We start from the raw sequence: 17,275 nt of genomic DNA, 5'->3' as shown, positions 1-17,275 counted from the left end.
CGTACGCACGCTATATCCACTTCAGCGCGGCCACCTTGAACCGGGTCAAGTCTTCGAGATGCTCACGCAGGATCTGCACGACAATCGTGGGGTCTACCCGCACATAGTCGTGGACGATCACATTACGGAACTTGCTCATGCGGATCATGGCATCTCGCCGAGCTGCGTCCAGGAGTCCGGCCTCGCCCAGGACGTCAAACGCCTCGGAATAGGGTTCTTCCGGGTGTTCCGTGGGTACCCGGGCCTTCCAGCATCCCCTCCCCCCACCGAGAGCCTGCCCCGGACTCGATCCGGGGGGAGGGCGCGGGTGGGAGGGCGCATGCCATGCACGATGTCAGCGGGTGACACGCACACGCCCACACAGCCCAAGAGACGCTATGGGTGACGCTCCGAAAGCCTCCGATCACCCCCACCTTCATCCTCCCCCCTCGAGGGGGAGGAACACAGCCACCCTCTTCCCCAGAAGGGATATTGAGCTCCCTCGTACCCACGCTAATGCCGGAAGAACCCAGAATAGGTTGCCGGGACCCGGAGTCCCCGGTCGGCGATGATATGGTTGGCAATGTCCACGCACAGCTCGATGGTCATTTGGAGAGTCCGCTCGACAATACGCTGGGTCTTCCAGTCTCCTCGATACTGGTCGATGGTGATGTCCCGGTACTCTGATACTTGGCCCAGATACTGGTCAAGATCCGCTAGTTTCCGGAGGAGGAGGTCCCTGTCAACCATTGCCGTGCCTCCTGGCCAGGAGGCGATGTTCGAAGATGCGGAAGTCGAAGAACTCTCGGAGCGCAAGTGACTCGAAGAGGTGTCGGCGGAACGGATCGCGGTCGAAGATGACCCGTCGGGTCTGAAGGATCCGTCCCGTCAAGGCCGTCGGCGCCGTATTGAGGACTACCACGTCTACCTCGTCGGTATGCAGGTGCGTGGTTACTACGCCGATGGCCTCCAGACGCCCCTCGACCAGATCGACAGGGTCATCAAGGTAACAGCCACATCCACATCGCTCAGGGGCTTGAGGGGTGAAACCGTCGCCCCGCCAAACAGGTAGGCGAAGAGGACACCAGAGCATTGTTGTAACGCTGGGCCAAGGGAGCGTAGCCGCTCCTCACTATCTTTGGGGAGCGAAGTCTTATGAATCATTGCGGCGAACCCTCTTGGTCTGGAAGTAGGATCGAGCGGCACCTTTTAGCGATCACGTACCCCCTCCATCTCTTGCAAGTACCGCTGAGCTGCCTTCCAGACTGCTTCAGCTCCACAAAATTCCTTCCCCGAGGACTCTCGCAAGGCCCCGTAGGTGGCCTTGGCGCTGCCTATCTGGTCCATGGTCTCCATCCGGCGCTCCGTCCTTGCAAATTCGCTCGACCCACTGGTAGGTCTGGGTCAGGACGCCAACTAGGCTTATTCTCCCAGCCATTCTTCGCTCACATGGTCATCCCCCATGATCTCGACCAGCCTCACCGCCTTGCCTGTAGGATCGAACCCTAAGCTACTTTCAGCTCCCTGACAGGGATTCGAAGGACTTCTTTTGCCTCCTCTTGAGAATGGGCCACCTTTTCCATCTCTTTGACCACTTCGGCCTTCAAATACTGCTCCCCACATACCTGGCAGACCCCAGCCGGCACATGGCGAATGACCACCAAGAACGTGTCCCCCCAGCGATAATCCACGGTCACTCGTTGCTCGACCACCTCCCCTCCACAGAAGTGGCACCGATGATACACCCTGGTCACAGAATCACCTCCTTCTCCGCTTGTAACGGTCCATCCAGTGCTCTGGCCGCTTGGAAGGATCATACACCGTGATGAGGAAAAGCTCCTCAGGATCTCGTTTCACGCTACACACAGCATGGATAGGTCTTTGACCTGAAAATCCGAGAACCAGACAGCTCGGCCATCGAGGGTCATCCGGATAATTCTCGATGATGTCGCAACGCTTCAGAGCCTCTTCCAGCTCGGTGGTAGAGATCATATCGGCCTCTCGTTCCCTCTCGGCATGCTTTGAAAACTCATACCTTCCCTCGGCAACTAATCGGTGTATGGTTCCTACATCCATTCCTTACCGCTCTTCTGATGCGATTCCACCGTACGCTCCCAGGAAAACTGGCGGGAGCGCTCCCGCCCAGCGTGCACCAATGCGCACCGCCTCCCCCGCGCCGCCCCGTAGGCGGCCTTGGCGCTGCCTATTCGGTCTGTTGTCTCCACCTGCTCCTCTCGGGGAGCCCGATTCCGCTACCACAGGCCTGACCGCTCACACTGCGAATCGAGCGTGGATGATATATGCCTGTGTCCGCACTGTCAAACGCGGAGAGGACCCCCGGAACAGATGCACCACTACCCCTCATGCCTCCTCCGGTCCATGGCGCCTTGCCCGGGATCACACCTGGGTCTGTCGGTGCCACTCGATCGTTCTGTAAGGTCTCCGTGTATCCTCCGGCGCGGAGCCGCTCGACGACATACGAGCCGAGAAACCCTGCCCCACCGGTCACCAGGATTCTTGTGTTGAGATTCGCGGACATTCCATCCTTGCCCGATCCTTCACCTCATCGTTTCAGATGAGACGAGCAACCGCCGCGCTAAGGGCGCGCAAATCCTCCAGATTATCCCGGATCACGTCGTAGACCACCCCATAGTCGACCTTCCAGTACATGTGCACGAGCAGATTCCGAAACCTTGCCATCCACTGAAGGCGAGCGGCAAGTTCTGAGGGAATGATAGCCGCCTCCTGCAGTATCCCGAAACATTGGGCATAGTCCTCTGGGACCTTTCGGAGGCGTTTGGCCGAGACGTGGTAGCAGAGGGCCAATGCCGCCTCCATCGCCACCAAGAGCCGGTAGCACGCCAGATCAAGGGTGTCCTGATCTCCCAGAAATGCGTCACGAGGGAGGGTCTTGAACCGCTCCAAACGGCTCACCGATTCCTCGATCTCGGCACAGCGGGCCCGGACGAGATCAGCGTTCAGCGTCATGCCGCAAACGCCTCCCGCGCACTCGAGCGCAATAGCGAGGCGATGTCAAGATAGCGGCAAGCGGTCCGCTCAATCACCTCGGTGAGGAGATCGTCATCGTGACTCAAGAGAAGGTGTCCCCGTAGAACGTGGTAGAGGAATGGAATAGGGGCGGCGTTCAGCACGCGGACATCCACGGGAAGCCGCACCTTCGTACTGAGGCACTGGGCGAGCGCCATAGCGCGCGTGGTCATCTCGCCCGGCGCCATGGAACGCATATACACCCCAACATCCACATCCCGGAACGCCTCGGAATCCACAAACGACCCATAGAGGTACGCAAAGGCCATCCCCGGTTCTGATGCCAGTTCGGACACGAACTGATCCATGATGCGTGACCGTTCGTCGTGATCGAGCGTGTAGATTGTGCTCAAGCTCACCTCGCCTTTACCTCTGATTGATCGGTTGGGATGAAATCAATATCCCCGTAGAAAACCAGCTCCCTCTCTTTCCTCAACCGCTTGGAAATATCGGCCATCTTTTTAATATCTCTGAGGGCGATTCCCTTACACCGCCAGTGATGTTCAAGCAGAAGGAATCCGACGTCATGAAATTTCGGCAGTTCAATACCAACATAACGGAGCACCCCTTTAAGACACAATTCTACAATCTTCTGCGCCTCTCGGATCACATCGGAGTAATCCTGCTTTTTGAAAAACAGATCGAGGACATCAAGCCGAACCATGGACTTTCGAAGATAACTTTGGGCCAGGTCTTCGTTCGTCATAACTCGAAGCATTCTCCGGGCTTATAGTCCGGCTTGAGGTCCCAGTACCATGCGTTTCCCATCCAGATTCTCCTCGCGCCCAGTTTCTCCAACCGGCATCGAAGACGTTTCAGAACCGCCTTGAAAAACCCGTTTCGATCCACAAGAATGCGGGCATCCTCCACCATGTCGAGGAACAGCGGACTCCCTTTCTCCGCCTCCTCAGGGCTTTTGATCACGGGAGAGAGATCGGTGGCAATTCCCGCTTGTTGAAGAGATTTCAAGAAAGGCTCAATCCGGTTCTCCACGATTGAAAACTCTTCGACACGCTTCATTCTTCCCCTTGGGAGTCGATCGGCACCAACCAACACGTCCAGGTCTGAGTCACACCTTTGTGTTCCCTGTCCAGCCGAGCCGAACACAACCACTGACACAAGCCTCTTGCCGTACAGGGCTTTAATTTCGGCTAGAAGCCTCTTCTCTAATTCTTTAACAGCGGTATCCATTTGACTCAGGTTGACCTCAGGCACCCTTTCAGACATTTTTCGATGACCTGCTGGGAAAGAAAACATGCCTGTGCATGAAACCCCTGTTCCAGACCAAGGCGAGCAAATTGAAGATCATCCCATGCCTGGTTCAGCCACCGCTCATACGGGCGCACGATAAACCTCCCGACCCTTTCCCAAGACTTCTTCTCTAAAAAACTGGCTATCCCGGGATGCCTGCTCAACTTCGGCAGGGGTGTAAACCAAAATGTCCGCTCCAACCTTCAAGGGACAGAGCAGAGCCACCTCACGAAGTCGCTCGTAAAAAGGCAAGGAGGTTTCCTTCACGATCAGAAGATCTAAATCGCTGGTCTCACCGACCTTGTCCGTCGCCAGCGATCCAAAAACAATAATCCGGAGGGGATGATATTCCTCCCTCAGGACTTGGATCGCTTTTTCAAGAGCTTCTTTTAGTTGCGTCCGTCTCTGCTCAATGATCGTTGTCATTTTGACTTGTAACTACTCAGGTGTTTAGGCTGTAGACTGAAGGCTGTTAGTCGTTGCGCATGGACCGAATCAAGGCGCCCAGAACCTTTTCGGTCTCCATCATTGATTCGCGTCACATTCGGCAAACGCCTAGCTCGTTCCTACAGTCTAAAAGACTACAGTCTATCTACCTGAGCAGTTACGTTGACTTTATCATTGGTCTTCTGCCCTTTGGCCCTGATCATATCCGGAAGGGATGCCCACAGGGGATCGCCATGAGACGAACATTTTAAGCGCGTCGTTTACGCGAGATCTTGCTGCGACCCCTGTTCTTCAACAAAGTGCTGAACGAGCCGCATAAATTCACTGATCTGTTCTGGGCTTTCTGGAGGTTCTCATACACCTTATCCAGTTCGATAGTGATATACACATGGGCTAAGATATTTCGAAAACGGCCCACACCGGTAAGGACCAGGACACACTCCTCCGGTAGAATCCCGGCCTCCCACAGAATCTGGAACACCTCCACAGAGAGATAGACCGCCACGATCTCGGGATACGCTCAAATGTGCGAGTAAGGCATCGTCAAAGAATAACATATACATATTCATGATCCGAAAAATGTACAAACCCCCTCTTTCCCCCTTTCGAAAGGGGGATGAAGGGGGTTTGTTGCTTTGGTAGATGTAAATGTTAATTGTTGACGCCTCCTAAGCCTCGGCAGGTAATCGCCTAACGGGATGATACGAAAGCCTTGCAGCGGCGTGATCTTCCTCATGGCTCGCTCGTATAGCGGCCTTGGCAGCGACGATCAGCAGATGCATGGTGATGTCCCGGCAGTCTATTGCACACGCGCTGCGAGCCGTTCCAGCCACTGCCGGATCAGACGGGCATGCTCTGGCAAACGGGCAAACAGGGCCTCAGCTAAAGGCTCATTGTAGGTATGCACTGTCAAATTACGATCATCCATGATCTGGAGGGCCAGTTCACTCTCTTCTTCGCTTAGAAGCCCTACCTGAAAACAGGCCCGAACAACACCCTTGGGAGACCCCGATCTCAAACCCTCCACCTCCTGTAAGTAACGCTGAGCTGCCTTCCATGCTGCTTCCACGGTGTATTCAAAGCGTTGGATGGCCGCATCGCGTACAACCTTTCTGGGAGCGCTTTCTTGCAGAACTTGCTCCAGTGTGATCAGGGCTCTGAACGCTACCTCAATTCGTTCCTTTAATCGCTCCACAGAATTCCTTCCTCGATGACTCGCCGGCGAAAGGCTACATCGGTCTGGGAGAGGTCCACCATCTCGATCGGATATGGGACATAACTTTCCTCTAACGCCTCCTGTAGGTGACTTAAAAGCCCGGGCGGGAGCGGTCCGAATGGTAGGATGGCGATGTCGATGTCCGAAGTGCGCTGAGCGTCACCTCGAACCCAGGACCCAAAAAGATACACCCGCACCGGCTGACCTTTCAGGTGCTGCAGTACGATCTGGTGAACGCGTTCAAGGTAGCTCTGTCTTCGGTCCATAAGTGTACTTCCCTCTATGCTACGCCAAAAACCGTACCACACTCATGAGATATTGCACTGCACCAATCGCGGATAAAGTTCGTGCGCTGCACATTTTCGCTGGCACTAGGTTCTGGCAAAAAAGCCACGTTCGTCTTTAACGAGTTCCAGCTCGACGACGAGAGCACCCCGGTCTTCGGTCAGTTGATCATTGGCATTCAGGAACTCAATGCCATAGACTGTTCCATGCGGCGACGGGCCGCCACGGTCATTCCCATCCCTCGTCAACCTCCTTATTCTCCTGTCTTTTGTGCTAAGCATTGATCAGGTACGATCCATCCTGGCCGGTCATCCCGGTGATGAGGACCCGCTTCACCGCCTACCTCCGAGCGCGAAGATTCCAGGGGATCAGCCGGTTGATCACTAACGGAAGCGTCACTCTGAGCCACCGGGAGGCGCGTTCCGGCAACACTGCCTTGACTGGATATAGCACCGATCGCGCTATCGGCCAGGAGACACCCTTGAGTCGCGCATAGGCGTGCCAGACCCGCCAGTGGGGAGAGGTAAATCCGAAGTAGCGCTGTGTCACCACGCAGAGCTCTGTGAAGAGCCGATCTCGCTGCGACCAGGTCTTCGTCTGCGGGTACTGTCGTGAGTTGGCCAGAAATCCAGGGATCCGTTTCAGTGGAAATAGTCGTCCCAACCGGATCCAGAGGTCGTAGTCCATACAGTACTGAAGACTTGCATCGAGCGCCCCCACCGCCTCGATCGCTGTGCGCTGGAAGAAGGCGGCCGGCTGACAGATGAGGCAGGCGTGGGCCAATCGGTCTAGAGCGAAATCCTCTGTTGGATAGATCCCGATCACTCTATTCTGCTCGTCGATGTAATGGGCGTCTCCGTAGACGACGGCTGTCTCCGGGTGAGCGATGAGATGCTCAACCGCTGCCGTCACGGCACCAGGCTGGTACGTGTCGTCGGAGTTCAGCCATCCGAGAATCTCGCCTGTGGCGAGGTGAACGCCAGAGTTGACTGCAGCGGCCTGACCTCCATCAGGGCCCGACCTCCACGTGATCCGGTCCCCATAGCTCCGCAGTATGTCCAGGGTCTCGTCCGTGGAGCCCCCGTCCATGACGAGGTATTCCATCCTGGGATAGTCCTGCGAGAGAACGCTCTCGATGGTATCCCGGATGAACCGTCCCTGGTTGAGAGAAGGGGTGATGATCGAGACCAGCGGGAGCGGGTTTACGCCAATGCGCATAGCTCTCTACTCATCCTCCGCCACGATCTTGGCGTGCAACTGCCCAGGAGTCATCTTGTCTCACCCGAGAGGATCAACTGCCAACGCTCACGGGCGTATGGCGCCAGGTCCCCAGCACGCCGCAAGACGTAGAGCTCATCCTCTGCCTGGGCGTCGGCGTCGGTGCAGCACAGGAGCTCCCCCCGAATGACCTCTAACGCGAGAAACGGATCGGCTTCCGACAGCACCACCAGATCCACGCGGGTCGCCCCCAGCAGATCCTCCAACTCGATAGAGAGCCGGACCCGCTCCTGTGCCGTCAGGCGGGGGCCAGGGAGAGGCTGCACCCCGATGTCTACATCCGACTCAGGCAACTGCGGCGATGTCGCTTCACCGCACACCCGGCTGGCGACTTCAGTCGCTCGGCTACCGAAGGCATACACCGCCCCAAGGTTGTAGCGGGCGCTGATCTCTTTCAATGACTCTGTTACGGACATGTTCACTGCACCCCCGGCTCGCTTTGAGGGTCATGCTCGCCACCGTCCTTCATCTTGATCCGCCGGACTCCTTCAAAGCTGAACAGGACCACTACAACCCGTCTCAGCTAAAAATCGAGTAACGCCGCATAGGCTACCCTAGCGCTGCCCATTTGATTCGTGGTAGCAGCAGCGTATAACCGCCCACAACGGCAATAACCGTACCACATTCATTGGCAGCAGGCAAGTTCACGTGAGTTCCCAAAAACTAGAGATCGCCATTGCTGAAATACCGCTGCACGCCAATCACCGCCGTTTTACGACCAGGTGACCGGCATGACTCGCCATATGCGAGGCACTTGGCAGGGGGTCACCTGCCACGCAGCCTCCTGGAGTCAGCATGCCATGCTCTGAGACAGACTCCTCCCCTTATTATGTCATGCGTTGCCCATCCTCTCGCTCCCTGGGTGCGGCAGGTGCCATGCCACGAGCGCCCGCAGCCCGAGGCCGTGAGTGAACTCCGCGATCAGGGCGAGGCCACCATGGGCGGTCAGCGTCTCGTCTGTTCGTTCGAGCTTGAAGGGCAGCATCCGTTTGTCGTACCATGGCCTCACCTTGTGGGTTAAAGGGAATGTGATTGCTCACCCCCTTTATATCCGCTCCCAGAGCGGCCCACAAGGTTTTTCATTCATCCCTATCGCTGTTTTAGGGTAACGTCCCTTCGCACGATTCGCAAGTCTCTTTTGTGGGATTCACGAGAAACGGAACAGGCATTTGGGGTCAGACCCCATTTTCTGATAACATCGCATAGAGCGCATCGAGAGCGACGCGCTGACGCGCGCCTCATGCGGGGCGTTATGCCGCATATCGTGACGTTCCACCGAAGCCACCAGCGATTGTCGGCCAGAAGAGTCTTGACCGGTTGGGGTAAGAGTGCGATATTGCGAACAAATTCGCCGGTGAATAGTGGTGCCGCCTTTGAAGATAGGCCGTTGGCCTGTATCGGTCTCTAAAGCGGCCCACACAGTTAGATTACAGGGCGCCTGGGTCGATTCGGAGGATGCATTGATGACTTTGCAAGACATTAAGAGTGTTGCAGTGCCGGCTTGCAGGGAATTCAAAGTAAAGAGGCTAGACCTTTTCGGGTCGCTCACGCGCGGCGAGGGAACTGCTGGAAGCGATGTTGACCTCCTCGTTGAGTTCGAGGAGCCCCATCTGCACCCATCCAAGAGATTCTTCGGACTGCTCCATTATCTCGAAGATACCTTGGGGTGCAAGATTGACCTACTCACGGTCAGCGGTCTCAGAAATCCCTATTTCCGCCGCAAGGTTCTCAAGGAGAGGATGAACATATATGGAGGATGAGCTCCTCAAGTACCTCTACGATATCAGAGAAGCTGCTTCGGCCATTCTCCGGTTCGTCCGTGGAAAGACGTTTGACGAATATGAGCAGGATGAATTACTCCGGAGTGGTGTTGAGCGGAAGTTCGAGATTCTTGGAGAAGCGCTGAATAGAATCAGGAAGGATGATGTGGTTTTCCAGACTGATCGCCCCGATCTGTTCATAACCGCCATGCTAAAACAGGATCTGGAAGCCTTCCTGAATCATCCGGTGGACGTCGTTCGGTTGCGAGACACCATGAATCCACGTCTAAAAGCCAGAATCGAACGGGAGGCGATCTATGTATGATTCTGGTTTGTTATTGGAAAGATAGCAAACCGTATTGATGGCGTTGGAGGGAATTCCCCGCCGCTGCGCCGACATCTCCCAGCCGAGCGATTTTTCGGCCGACGACGCTGGATAGGACCGTATGGATACCGTCTGTAGGATCTTGATCGCCGCCGGAGAGGAGTTCAAGAATATTGATAAGCAAACGGAGGGCAAGCTTTTTACCCGCTACCCGCAAGTGCAATGGCGCGTGGCCATGGGACTTCGGGATGTTCCGGCTCATGGCTATTTCGATGTGGATACCGAGCAGCTCTATACGATGACTTTGTTTACGTGGACGAAGAGAGCTTTGAGAAATACAAACCCACCTCTTTCCGGCAATTGGTTACCGGCTTCAGGGAATACAAAGAGAAAATATAATTGATTCTCAGGGGTCCCTGGGGCCACCCATGCATCATAAATATCTGCGTTCATGCGGCCACTGTCGTATTGGAAAGGAGGTCTGGACCTGGCATACCCCCGATAAATCCCCCCCACCCCCCTTTCATAAAGGAGGGAGGAGGATTCCGAGTTGTCGGGTTACGCTGCGCTAACCCGACCTACGGCCTGATATAGACACGACAGACGCTCTTCTGGGGAATTAAGGAGGGAATTATGAAGCGAATGGGTTTGCTGCTTACCTTGACCTTGACGGTTGGGATCGCACTGGGGGTGATCGGGACTCAGGCTTTGAATGCGCAACAGGAGCCGATGAAGCGTACCGTGCTCCTCAAGACGGATCTGGCAGGGATTGAGGGGAAAGAAGGTGTACTAGCTTTGGTGGAGTTCGCGCCTGGAGCGGCGACTCAGTCCCACTATCACCCGGGGGAGGAAATAGCGTATCTCCTTGAAGGCGCGGTCAGCCTGGAGGTCCAGGGGAAATCGCCCATCACCTTCAAGCCTGGCGACACGTTCCATCAGCCGCCCAAACAGGTGCATCGCGTGAAGAACCTCAGCTCGACCATGCCAGCCAAGGCCCTGGCGTTCACTATTGCAGAAAAGGACCAGCCACTCACCGTCCCCGTGAAGTAACCACGGTTAGCTGAGCAACACCCCATGCGGCCGCGGCCGCACCACGGCCGATAAAAACCCCCTCAATCCCCCTTTACGAAAGGGGGAGGCACGGAGGCGTATCAGGAATATCCCCCCCCTTTTAGAAAGGGGGGTTAGGGGGGTTTAGCTGAAGCTGACGCCTGATAGCTGAATTTGGTGGCGGTGACTGGACTCGAACCAGTGACTCCGCGGATATGAGCCGCGTGCTCTAACCAACTGAGCTACACCGCCGCGATAGCTCGCGTTTAAATCCACGCCCCCGCGGGGGGGCGACTCTTGATGAGTATGTACGGTAATGTGCAGCGCTTGTCAAGCGGAAGGAACCCTGACTGGATGGTGCGGCTCGCACTGCTGGAGCCTTGGCGAACTCGGTCTCAGAGGAGCTTGGCCAACACCTTGGCATCCCAGTCTTGCGCGAGTTCGCTCAGTTCCCGGGCCAGCCGTCGCCCTTCTTCGTCTGTTGTCCAGAGATTGTTCCATGCGTCGAGATCCGCATAGGCGGAGAATTCCCACAGTGCAAGGTACTGAGGGCGATGCCCCAGGAGGTCGCGGGAGAAAAAACCAACGAGCTTAAACTGCGGGAGGAGCTTTGCAAAGTGGTCGGCAAATCGCTGATACGCTTCGGATACCTGCTTCCGTGCAATCCCCGGCTTCTGGTCAAACTCGATCATATAGAACATCGCCTGCTCCTCCACGTAGTATCCCTTGCCACGATGCTACAGATCTCTCTGCCGAACATAACTGGACTGTTTTCGTGCAGCGTAGCTTGCCACGCGATCACCAAGATGTCAAACACTTTTCGGACTTTCCGAGAACCCTCAGCCGCTTAGGACTTAGAGCGGCCAGAACCCCCGGCGGTACCCCATCTCCCAAAACATCCATTCGTACCGGCCGGAGGCGATTGCGTGACAGCCGCTGGGGCCGCTTCAGATTGTCAACTAACAATGGCATTGACTTGGTGGCCTGCTCTTGAATGTTGCCAACCAGCGATCGAATTCGTCTTCGCCTTGACGCGCCGGATTCTCTCGGTCGAGTTCCCAACGGAAGGGATTTGTTGCAATATACTCCTGGATGCGGTTCAAGGATTCTTCGCTTCGGATGACGTGTTCGTAATAGTTCCGTTGCCATAACCGACCGAGAAAAGGTGGCCAGAACCCGGTTGTCACGCCGCGGATGTATTCGTTGGTGGTGATCGACTTGAACGCCCCCACGATGCTCCCGACCGTAGGGGCAACCCTTGTGGTTGCCCTATCGTCAGGGATTCCCTCTTGGGCACCCACGAGGGGTGCCCCTACGGTGATGATCCCGTGGATGTGATTCGGCATCACCACAAATGCATCCAATTCAATCGTTGGAAATCGCTGCGAGAGTCCATCCCACACTGCCTGAACCAGCCGACCTGCGTCATTGAGGTGCATCGCCCCATCCACAACATCACCAAAGAGGCACTCTCGGTTCTGGGTGCAGACCGTCACGAAATAGGCGTCCTCCTTGGAATAATCGAATCCCTGGAGGCGAAGGGATCGTCGGTGGTTCGTAGGGGCGCTGCTTGCTGCGCCCTTGGGGCCGTTGCTTGCTCTACTCATGAGGGGCGCAGCAAGCGGCGCCCCTACACCGACATAACGAAAAGAATCATACAGCGAAAGCATCTGGATCAGATATTAGTGGGGATCGACTCGCCGGCGGAACCGGTCAGTGCCTTCTCGGAGGCCTCGCTGAGGGCCTTGACATGCCGGCGGTCTGTGGTGAAGACCCGGTAGTGGGCCACCTTGGGTGGTATGTCGCGGAATAGCTCCATGAGGGGTCTGGGCGACACCTCGCCCGTGGCCGGATTGTACATGAAGATCTGCTTGCTCCCTTCCGCCAGCGGGTTGAGGGGACGGGTATCGAGCGCGGCCATGTCCACCTTGAACTCGATCCCACACAGGCGCTTGGATAGATGGCGGCGGATCGCCTCCTCCAGATGTGTGGCGGTCTGAAACTGGACCATCCGCTGGGACTCTTCGATGGTGGATACAAAGTCATATGCCATCTTCCACTTGACCTTCCGGCCCAAGATCTTCCCCCATTCCGCTCCCAGCGCTCGCTCGTGCGGATCCTTCGATGTGGCCCACTCGCGGACCCGCTCGAGCAGGAACCAATCGGTCAGCTCCAGGTATCGGTCTAGCGCTTTGTACGGATTATACGGGGCGATCCGCGCCATCGTCCCCTTAAAGATCTCCTGTATGTGCAGGTCGATAGCTCTGGTCGTCCGGTGATGGTAGACGTTCACGTAAAGGGCGATCTTCGCGTTCAGGAACCGCATCAGGGCCGACTCTCCGGCTTTGTGCAGGCTCAGCCCCTTCGGCGTGAAAAACGTGTACAGCAGCAGCCGCTCGATGTCCACCATATCAAGCGAGAAGCCGGTCATATAGGCGTCTCGCTGGACGTAATCAAGGTTGTCCACGGTGTAGATCCCGGAGAAGAGCGGGCGGAGCGCCAGCAGCCAGTCTGGAAAGCCAGTCACGGGGCCGGCCTCCGGCTTCTTGATTAGAAAGGCGATCTGTCTGGGGTCGAGCCGCTCATTCGACGAAAACGGCCCGCTCGGGCTTCGGCGGATCGCTTTGATGATCCCCCCTAGCCTCTTCGTGATGATGGCCATTCCCAGGATCTCGTGGTTCAGCCGCTCGCCACCAACGTGAAACTGCTGCAGGAAGTGCTCGTCGAAAAAATGCCCGAAGGGACCGTGTCCCACGTCGTGGAGCAACCCGGCAAGCCTCAGGAGTTCTTCGATGAACGGCTTAGACGGCAAGGCCTCCCCGAATGTCTCCTTCAGGCTGGGATAGAGGTGTCGGGCGAACGCGCCGGCCATGTGCATGGTCCCCAGGACATGCTGAAACCGACTGTGTTCGCCGGAGGGGTAGACCCACCAACTGCTCTGTAGTTGGTGGATGCGGCGCAACCGTTGGACCCAAGGGCTATCAATGATCTCCTTCTCGGTCCGTTCCGACCGGTCACCCTTCGGCACAGTGAAGACAATATAGCGGTGGATCGGGTCCGCCAGTAACGCCACCCCTTCGTAGGGTGACGCAAGTGGCGATCCCCCGCTCCCAATCACTTGTGGTGTGGTGACGCGTCGTGTAACCATCGATCGCTCCTTGTAACTACTTAGCTAGATAGACTGTAGGCTTTTAGACTGTAGGAACGCGCACGGATGAGCCAGGCGTTTGCCGAATGCGACGCGAATAATGATGGAGACCGAAAAGGTTCTGGGCGCCTTGATTCGGTCCATGCTCAATGGCTAACAGCCTTCAGCCTACAGCCTAAACACCTGAGTAGTTATCACCCCTTTAGATCAATGCAGATTCCAGGACGATGCCACGATCCAGCATCTCGGTTGCCCGCGACAGCGTTCGCGTCAGACCCGTCGGCAACTCCGGGCTCTCTTCGAGCTGCCGGCACAGGTCTATCAGTCGACGGAATGCCCGAATAAGGTCACCCTCGTGCCCTCCGAAACTCTGCTCTACCAGCGCAACCCAGTCGTCCTCGCCTGAGGCCCACCGATGGGTAGCCGCCAGATAGGTCGTGTGCATCGAGACTGGAAGGTCGACATGGTAGGATCGCTGAACCCTGTCCACCTCCTGGCTCAGCCCTTCCAGCGTCTTCACGCGCCGGCGAAGGTGCGCCTGATCGCGGAGGAACAGCTTGGCGACGGCCTGCTCGTTTGTTCGCGGTTCCTCTATCAGGCACGAGAGCAGCGCTGCAAGCTCCTCAGGTGAAAGCCCATCCAGAAGGCCGGAGAAAGCGACCCGGGCTACCAGCAGTTCGTTATCGTGGCGCAGTGATGCAATGAGGAGACCTTCCGCGCGCAACAGCCCATTCTCGATGTAGTCAAAGTGCTGCAGGATCGCCACAACTCGCAGGAACTGTTCCCAGTAGGAATTCTGGAGCTGCTGCTGCGTCTGATGGTGACGCTCCAGCATCTGTCCCAATTGTCGCGACTGCTTGATCTGTCGCTCTCGGCGCCCCCGTTCGGGGCAGCGGTGACAGGGCATCTGGGAAAGGGCAAGAGCCATCGCGTCGAGTTTCGCCCTGCCCGCCTCAGCCGATTCTCCGGTGAAGAAACTGAGCGATGAGGGACCAGGTCGGGCACGACCACGACGGCGGCCACGGCCCCCTGTACGGCCGGCCCGCGCAGTCGCTACATGCAACGTCATGAGCCGTTCCCGCTCTTGCTCGAGCGCGGCGCGCCGCTCCCGATACTCTATCAGCGTGCTGACCGGGCAACAGGGTGATGCTATGCCCTCGGCGTCGGCTAGCCTGCGGATCACTCCCGCCTGTTCCGTCCTGATGGTCTCGATCTTCCGACGATTCTGGAACTGGCCAAAGCTTTTCTCGATGGTCTTGCGGATCGCCTCCGGCTCTCGGTACAGTGCGATCAGCAAGGTAGCGCTGCTGTAGCCGATCCGGAATTGGCTCTCGATCGGCTCCGGATCGCCTCGTACCATGCGGACTGCGTCTTCGGCCGCCTCAGCAGAATCGAGCGCCAGGAGGCAGGTCCCTTCAGGATCGATCCCTCGTCGCCCGGCCCGGCCGGCCATCTGGGTCAACTCCCCTACGGTGAGCCCACGGAATCCGAAATCGCTCCGCTTACGAAGTCCTCCTATCACCACGCTTTTGGCCGGCATGTGAATCCCCAGGCTCATGGTTTCGGTCGCGAAGACGACCTTCACCAGTCCCCGCTCAAATAGAACCTCGGTGAGCCGCTTCAAAGCCGGTAGGACGCCGGCGTGGTGCAGCCCCACACCGCGACGGAGCCCACGTAGGATCAGCCGATTCAGATTAGTCTCAGGGCTGATGCTCGGATAATCGAGGAGTGTCAGTTGGATCGCCTCCTCCACCTCCTCACCTCTGGCGGGATCTAAGAGCGGCTCGCCACGCTCCAGGAGGCGAGCGAGGGCTCGTTCGCATCCCGATCGACTGAAGATAAAGTAGATGACCGGCAGCCAGTGGTGCGCCCGCAATACGGAAATGGCAATGCTTTCGTCGAGCGCGCGACGGCGTAAGATCTGGTGCCGCCGTTCTCCACGCCGCTCCCATCGGCCGATACCACGATCCTCCGAAATGCTTCGGTCTGAGAAGGAGGCTTGAATAATTCGTCGAGCTGAAGCTGGATCCGGCGGCCAGAGCTGTCCCTCCTTATCGCAGAGCAGGTACTGAAGGGGAACTGGTCGGACCAGGTGGTGGATGGGCCGGATCGGTCGGTGCGTCTGGCTGATCCACTCAGCGATCTCGCCGATGTTGCTGACGGTAGCCGAGAGGGCGACGAGTTGGACTTCAGGAGGGCAGTTGATGATAATCTCTTCCCAGACGGTCCCCCGCCCTACATTCCCCATGTAGTGGCATTCGTCCAGCACCACATAGTGAAGCCCCTCGAAATCGCCCCCGTAGAACTTGTTTCGGAGGATCTCGGTGGTCATGATCACGAGTGGTGCGCGAGGATTCACCTTCACGTCGCCGGTGAGAATGCCGACCATCTCTTCACCCCACTGACGGGTGAAATCGGCATACTTCTGGTTACTCAGCGCCTTTATGGGAGTCGTATAGGCGATACGCTGCTGATGAGCCAGGGCCTGGTAGATCGCGAACTCAGCGATGAGGGTTTTACCCGCGCCGGTTGGCGCGGAGACGATTACAGAGCTGCCCCCCGCAATCAGGCTGATGGCCTCTTCTTGGAACGGGTCAAAAGGGAACGGGTAGCGGTCGCGGAACGACTCGATAAGAGCCCGCGCGTCTTGCGGTAGGGGCGATGACCCGATCTCGATAGGGCTGTGTCCTTTTGCCATCTTGACTTATGAGATTAGCAGATCGCGCCCGTCGCTTCAACCACCTCGGCTCGTCTCGTGTGATTCCCTTGTTCCGAGAGGATACGTCGTGTAAACTCGGGTTGATGGGCAGGTGTAACTACTCAAGTGTTTAGGCTGTAGGCTGAAGGCTGTTAGTCGTTGCGCATGGACCGAAGCAAGGCGCCCGGAACCTTTTCGGCCTCCATCATGTTCGCAGCGCATTCAGAAAACGCCTGGCTCATCTGTGCGCGTACCTATAGTCTAAAAGCCTACAGTCTATCTACCTTGAGTAGTTACTCGGTCTCCTGAATGAGCTGAAAAGCCAGAAAGGTATTTCAACTTGACAGAGGAACAATCACAGGCAGAAGAGGCGATCAGGGAACAGATACAGGCCGCGGTAGAGGCGATCGACGGAGCGCTGCAAGGGATTGTGCGTTTCCTTACACCGCTTAGACCGACCATGCGGAATGAGTTGATTCAGCTTATGGGCGCCCATGTGGAACAGGCGCGGCACGCCAAGGAGTCTCTCGAAAGGATCCTTCTGGAGTTACAACGGCACGGGGAAAAGTAAGTCGGTCAGATCTCCCCGCTCTGCCTGTCCCCGGAAGATTCGACTATCCGGACATAGCCTAGGGTCCGCAGGAATCTCTCCCCTTCAGCCGATTTGAGGAAACTCAGCAGATAGTCGCTGAAGCTTTTCGCCATGTCCGATGAGAGATACGCCGGATGACCAGTGGCGCACCAGATTATGATCTTATGGTAAAGGCTCTGAATATCTCCTGTCATAGCG

At 56.9% G+C, this 17,275-nt stretch carries 30 protein-coding genes, 1 tRNA gene and 1 pseudogene; 5 read left to right on the top strand and 27 right to left on the bottom strand.

From position 1 onward, the window contains the following. Positions 1 to 10 precede the first annotated feature (10 nt). From hepT (CLG94_RS02940) to CLG94_RS13210, 21 genes and pseudogenes are all read right to left on the bottom strand, one after another. Positions 11 to 211, bottom strand: a pseudogene (gene hepT, locus CLG94_RS02940) (type VII toxin-antitoxin system HepT family RNase toxin); the annotation flags it as partial. Positions 212 to 492: 281 nt separating this feature from the next. Continuing rightward, entirely contained in the window at positions 493 to 729 is a 237-nt protein-coding gene (locus CLG94_RS02935; protein WP_107561399.1) for a DUF86 domain-containing protein, read from the bottom strand. Continuing rightward, positions 722 to 901, bottom strand: coding sequence for a hypothetical protein (locus tag CLG94_RS12945; RefSeq protein ID WP_133174608.1), 180 nt, complete (start codon positions 899 to 901; stop codon positions 722 to 724). The genes CLG94_RS02935 and CLG94_RS12945 overlap by 8 nt, the downstream gene beginning before the upstream one ends. A 32-nt stretch (positions 902 to 933) precedes the next feature. Next, on the bottom strand, positions 934 to 1,143 hold the full coding sequence (locus CLG94_RS12940) for a hypothetical protein (RefSeq protein WP_133174607.1): 210 nt from the start codon (positions 1,141 to 1,143) through the stop codon (positions 934 to 936). Positions 1,144 to 1,484: 341 nt separating this feature from the next. Beyond that, a complete protein-coding gene (locus tag CLG94_RS02925) occupies positions 1,485 to 1,733 on the bottom strand; it encodes a type II toxin-antitoxin system MqsA family antitoxin (protein ID WP_161953987.1) in 249 nt (82 codons plus the stop codon). A 4-nt stretch (positions 1,734 to 1,737) separates the two neighbouring features. Further along, positions 1,738 to 2,055, bottom strand: a complete 318-nt coding sequence (locus tag CLG94_RS02920; protein ID WP_107561396.1) for a DUF4258 domain-containing protein — start codon at positions 2,053 to 2,055, stop codon at positions 1,738 to 1,740. Next, complete coding sequence (locus CLG94_RS13390; protein WP_193450627.1) at positions 2,046 to 2,204, bottom strand: hypothetical protein; 159 nt, start codon at positions 2,202 to 2,204, stop codon at positions 2,046 to 2,048. Before CLG94_RS13390 ends, CLG94_RS02920 begins: the two co-directional genes overlap by 10 nt. Continuing rightward, positions 2,183 to 2,518 (bottom strand): NAD-dependent epimerase/dehydratase family protein, encoded by a 336-nt coding sequence (locus tag CLG94_RS13935; protein WP_107561395.1) that lies wholly within the window; start codon positions 2,516 to 2,518, stop codon positions 2,183 to 2,185. Before CLG94_RS13935 ends, CLG94_RS13390 begins: the two co-directional genes overlap by 22 nt. Before the next feature lie 32 nt (positions 2,519 to 2,550). Continuing rightward, a complete protein-coding gene (hepT, locus tag CLG94_RS02910) occupies positions 2,551 to 2,967 on the bottom strand; it encodes a type VII toxin-antitoxin system HepT family RNase toxin (RefSeq protein WP_107561394.1) in 417 nt (138 codons plus the stop codon). Beyond that, positions 2,964 to 3,380, bottom strand: coding sequence for a nucleotidyltransferase domain-containing protein (locus CLG94_RS02905; RefSeq protein WP_107561393.1), 417 nt, complete (start codon positions 3,378 to 3,380; stop codon positions 2,964 to 2,966). The genes hepT (CLG94_RS02910) and CLG94_RS02905 overlap by 4 nt, the downstream gene beginning before the upstream one ends. A 2-nt stretch (positions 3,381 to 3,382) precedes the next feature. Beyond that, complete coding sequence (locus tag CLG94_RS02900) at positions 3,383 to 3,733, bottom strand: HEPN domain-containing protein (protein WP_107561392.1); 351 nt, start codon at positions 3,731 to 3,733, stop codon at positions 3,383 to 3,385. Further along, a complete protein-coding gene (locus CLG94_RS02895) occupies positions 3,730 to 4,254 on the bottom strand; it encodes a nucleotidyltransferase domain-containing protein (protein ID WP_239993096.1) in 525 nt (174 codons plus the stop codon). Before CLG94_RS02895 ends, CLG94_RS02900 begins: the two co-directional genes overlap by 4 nt. Beyond that, complete coding sequence (locus tag CLG94_RS13930) at positions 4,224 to 4,373, bottom strand: HEPN domain-containing protein (RefSeq protein ID WP_161953986.1); 150 nt, start codon at positions 4,371 to 4,373, stop codon at positions 4,224 to 4,226. The genes CLG94_RS02895 and CLG94_RS13930 overlap by 31 nt, the downstream gene beginning before the upstream one ends. Further along, entirely contained in the window at positions 4,360 to 4,704 is a 345-nt protein-coding gene (locus CLG94_RS02885; RefSeq protein WP_107561389.1) for a nucleotidyltransferase domain-containing protein, read from the bottom strand. The genes CLG94_RS13930 and CLG94_RS02885 overlap by 14 nt, the downstream gene beginning before the upstream one ends. A 268-nt stretch (positions 4,705 to 4,972) precedes the next feature. Beyond that, positions 4,973 to 5,206 (bottom strand): HepT-like ribonuclease domain-containing protein, encoded by a 234-nt coding sequence (locus CLG94_RS13925; protein WP_432264753.1) that lies wholly within the window; start codon positions 5,204 to 5,206, stop codon positions 4,973 to 4,975. A 318-nt stretch (positions 5,207 to 5,524) separates the two neighbouring features. Next, entirely contained in the window at positions 5,525 to 5,920 is a 396-nt protein-coding gene (locus CLG94_RS02875) for an HI0074 family nucleotidyltransferase substrate-binding subunit (protein WP_107561387.1), read from the bottom strand. Continuing rightward, positions 5,908 to 6,207, bottom strand: coding sequence for a nucleotidyltransferase family protein (locus tag CLG94_RS02870; protein WP_107561386.1), 300 nt, complete (start codon positions 6,205 to 6,207; stop codon positions 5,908 to 5,910). Before CLG94_RS02870 ends, CLG94_RS02875 begins: the two co-directional genes overlap by 13 nt. Before the next feature lie 105 nt (positions 6,208 to 6,312). Then, positions 6,313 to 6,474 (bottom strand): hypothetical protein, encoded by a 162-nt coding sequence (locus tag CLG94_RS13215; RefSeq protein ID WP_161953984.1) that lies wholly within the window; start codon positions 6,472 to 6,474, stop codon positions 6,313 to 6,315. Positions 6,475 to 6,565: 91 nt separating this feature from the next. After that, a complete protein-coding gene (locus CLG94_RS02865) occupies positions 6,566 to 7,444 on the bottom strand; it encodes a glycosyltransferase family 2 protein (RefSeq protein ID WP_107561385.1) in 879 nt (292 codons plus the stop codon). A gap of 50 nt (positions 7,445 to 7,494) precedes the next feature. After that, positions 7,495 to 7,920, bottom strand: coding sequence for a nucleotidyltransferase domain-containing protein (locus tag CLG94_RS02860; RefSeq protein ID WP_107561384.1), 426 nt, complete (start codon positions 7,918 to 7,920; stop codon positions 7,495 to 7,497). 416 nt (positions 7,921 to 8,336) lie between these two features. Beyond that, on the bottom strand, positions 8,337 to 8,489 hold the full coding sequence (locus CLG94_RS13210) for a hypothetical protein (protein ID WP_161953983.1): 153 nt from the start codon (positions 8,487 to 8,489) through the stop codon (positions 8,337 to 8,339). 478 nt (positions 8,490 to 8,967) lie between these two features. Here CLG94_RS13210 and CLG94_RS02855 point away from each other — a divergent pair, with 478 nt between their 5' ends. The 4 genes from CLG94_RS02855 to CLG94_RS02840 all read left to right on the top strand — a co-directional run bounded on the left by CLG94_RS02855 (position 8,968) and on the right by CLG94_RS02840 (position 10,639). After that, positions 8,968 to 9,264 carry a nucleotidyltransferase family protein gene (locus CLG94_RS02855; RefSeq protein ID WP_107561383.1) on the top strand — a complete coding sequence of 99 codons (297 nt, stop codon included), beginning with the start codon at positions 8,968 to 8,970 and terminating at the stop codon, positions 9,262 to 9,264. Beyond that, entirely contained in the window at positions 9,254 to 9,589 is a 336-nt protein-coding gene (locus tag CLG94_RS02850; RefSeq protein ID WP_107561382.1) for a HepT-like ribonuclease domain-containing protein, read from the top strand. The genes CLG94_RS02855 and CLG94_RS02850 overlap by 11 nt, the downstream gene beginning before the upstream one ends. A 121-nt stretch (positions 9,590 to 9,710) precedes the next feature. After that, the gene (locus CLG94_RS02845; protein WP_107561381.1) at positions 9,711 to 9,992 is read left to right on the top strand and encodes a HepT-like ribonuclease domain-containing protein; all 282 of its coding nucleotides are present in this window, start codon (positions 9,711 to 9,713) and stop codon (positions 9,990 to 9,992) included. Positions 9,993 to 10,222: 230 nt separating this feature from the next. Further along, entirely contained in the window at positions 10,223 to 10,639 is a 417-nt protein-coding gene (locus CLG94_RS02840) for a cupin domain-containing protein (protein WP_107561380.1), read from the top strand. Positions 10,640 to 10,814: 175 nt separating this feature from the next. Here CLG94_RS02840 and CLG94_RS02835 read toward each other — a convergent pair. The 5 genes from CLG94_RS02835 to CLG94_RS02815 all read right to left on the bottom strand — a co-directional run bounded on the left by CLG94_RS02835 (position 10,815) and on the right by CLG94_RS02815 (position 16,485). Further along, positions 10,815 to 10,891 (bottom strand) — tRNA-Met (locus CLG94_RS02835). A 143-nt stretch (positions 10,892 to 11,034) separates the two neighbouring features. Further along, positions 11,035 to 11,340: a hypothetical protein gene (locus tag CLG94_RS02830; RefSeq protein ID WP_107561379.1), complete on the bottom strand. Its 306-nt coding sequence runs from the start codon at positions 11,338 to 11,340 to the stop codon at positions 11,035 to 11,037. A 258-nt stretch (positions 11,341 to 11,598) separates the two neighbouring features. After that, entirely contained in the window at positions 11,599 to 12,246 is a 648-nt protein-coding gene (locus tag CLG94_RS02825; protein ID WP_107561378.1) for a transposase, read from the bottom strand. A 68-nt stretch (positions 12,247 to 12,314) separates the two neighbouring features. Continuing rightward, positions 12,315 to 13,787, bottom strand: a complete 1,473-nt coding sequence (locus CLG94_RS02820; protein ID WP_107561377.1) for an HD domain-containing protein — start codon at positions 13,785 to 13,787, stop codon at positions 12,315 to 12,317. A 202-nt stretch (positions 13,788 to 13,989) separates the two neighbouring features. Beyond that, entirely contained in the window at positions 13,990 to 16,485 is a 2,496-nt protein-coding gene (locus tag CLG94_RS02815; RefSeq protein ID WP_107561376.1) for a DEAD/DEAH box helicase, read from the bottom strand. 340 nt (positions 16,486 to 16,825) lie between these two features. On the opposite strand from CLG94_RS02815, the gene CLG94_RS02810 reads away from it, so the two are divergent. Further along, positions 16,826 to 17,056 (top strand): hypothetical protein, encoded by a 231-nt coding sequence (locus tag CLG94_RS02810; RefSeq protein ID WP_107561375.1) that lies wholly within the window; start codon positions 16,826 to 16,828, stop codon positions 17,054 to 17,056. Positions 17,057 to 17,061: 5 nt separating this feature from the next. On the opposite strand, the gene CLG94_RS02805 is transcribed toward CLG94_RS02810, so the two are convergent. After that, positions 17,062 to 17,271, bottom strand: coding sequence for a hypothetical protein (locus CLG94_RS02805; protein WP_107561374.1), 210 nt, complete (start codon positions 17,269 to 17,271; stop codon positions 17,062 to 17,064). Positions 17,272 to 17,275 lie beyond the last annotated feature (4 nt).

It is taken from the genome of Candidatus Methylomirabilis limnetica (genome assembly GCF_003044035.1).
GTDB lineage: Bacteria > Methylomirabilota > Methylomirabilia > Methylomirabilales > Methylomirabilaceae > Methylomirabilis > Methylomirabilis limnetica.
Note: the sequence above shows the minus strand (reverse complement) of the source record. Positions and strands in the feature narration are given on the sequence as shown.

Coding starts and splice junctions, on each gene's coding strand:
- CLG94_RS02935 (WP_107561399.1), bottom strand. CDS start 729: ATGGTTGACAGGGACCTCCTCCTCCGGAAACTAGCGGATCTTGACCAG.
- CLG94_RS12940 (WP_133174607.1), bottom strand. CDS start 1,143: ATGATTCATAAGACTTCGCTCCCCAAAGATAGTGAGGAGCGGCTACGC.
- CLG94_RS02920 (WP_107561396.1), bottom strand. CDS start 2,055: ATGGATGTAGGAACCATACACCGATTAGTTGCCGAGGGAAGGTATGAG.
- CLG94_RS13935 (WP_107561395.1), bottom strand. CDS start 2,518: ATGTCCGCGAATCTCAACACAAGAATCCTGGTGACCGGTGGGGCAGGG.
- hepT (WP_107561394.1), bottom strand. CDS start 2,967: ATGACGCTGAACGCTGATCTCGTCCGGGCCCGCTGTGCCGAGATCGAG.
- CLG94_RS02900 (WP_107561392.1), bottom strand. CDS start 3,733: ATGACGAACGAAGACCTGGCCCAAAGTTATCTTCGAAAGTCCATGGTT.
- CLG94_RS02895 (WP_239993096.1), bottom strand. CDS start 4,254: ATGTCTGAAAGGGTGCCTGAGGTCAACCTGAGTCAAATGGATACCGCT.
- CLG94_RS02885 (WP_107561389.1), bottom strand. CDS start 4,704: ATGACAACGATCATTGAGCAGAGACGGACGCAACTAAAAGAAGCTCTT.
- CLG94_RS02870 (WP_107561386.1), bottom strand. CDS start 6,207: ATGGACCGAAGACAGAGCTACCTTGAACGCGTTCACCAGATCGTACTG.
- CLG94_RS02865 (WP_107561385.1), bottom strand. CDS start 7,444: ATGCGCATTGGCGTAAACCCGCTCCCGCTGGTCTCGATCATCACCCCT.
- CLG94_RS02860 (WP_107561384.1), bottom strand. CDS start 7,920: ATGTCCGTAACAGAGTCATTGAAAGAGATCAGCGCCCGCTACAACCTT.
- CLG94_RS13210 (WP_161953983.1), bottom strand. CDS start 8,489: ATGCTGCCCTTCAAGCTCGAACGAACAGACGAGACGCTGACCGCCCAT.
- CLG94_RS02855 (WP_107561383.1), top strand. CDS start 8,968: ATGACTTTGCAAGACATTAAGAGTGTTGCAGTGCCGGCTTGCAGGGAA.
- CLG94_RS02850 (WP_107561382.1), top strand. CDS start 9,254: ATGGAGGATGAGCTCCTCAAGTACCTCTACGATATCAGAGAAGCTGCT.
- CLG94_RS02845 (WP_107561381.1), top strand. CDS start 9,711: ATGGATACCGTCTGTAGGATCTTGATCGCCGCCGGAGAGGAGTTCAAG.
- CLG94_RS02840 (WP_107561380.1), top strand. CDS start 10,223: ATGAAGCGAATGGGTTTGCTGCTTACCTTGACCTTGACGGTTGGGATC.
- CLG94_RS02830 (WP_107561379.1), bottom strand. CDS start 11,340: ATGTTCTATATGATCGAGTTTGACCAGAAGCCGGGGATTGCACGGAAG.
- CLG94_RS02825 (WP_107561378.1), bottom strand. CDS start 12,246: ATGAGTAGAGCAAGCAACGGCCCCAAGGGCGCAGCAAGCAGCGCCCCT.
- CLG94_RS02820 (WP_107561377.1), bottom strand. CDS start 13,787: ATGGTTACACGACGCGTCACCACACCACAAGTGATTGGGAGCGGGGGA.
- CLG94_RS02815 (WP_107561376.1), bottom strand. CDS start 16,485: ATGGCAAAAGGACACAGCCCTATCGAGATCGGGTCATCGCCCCTACCG.
- CLG94_RS02805 (WP_107561374.1), bottom strand. CDS start 17,271: ATGACAGGAGATATTCAGAGCCTTTACCATAAGATCATAATCTGGTGC.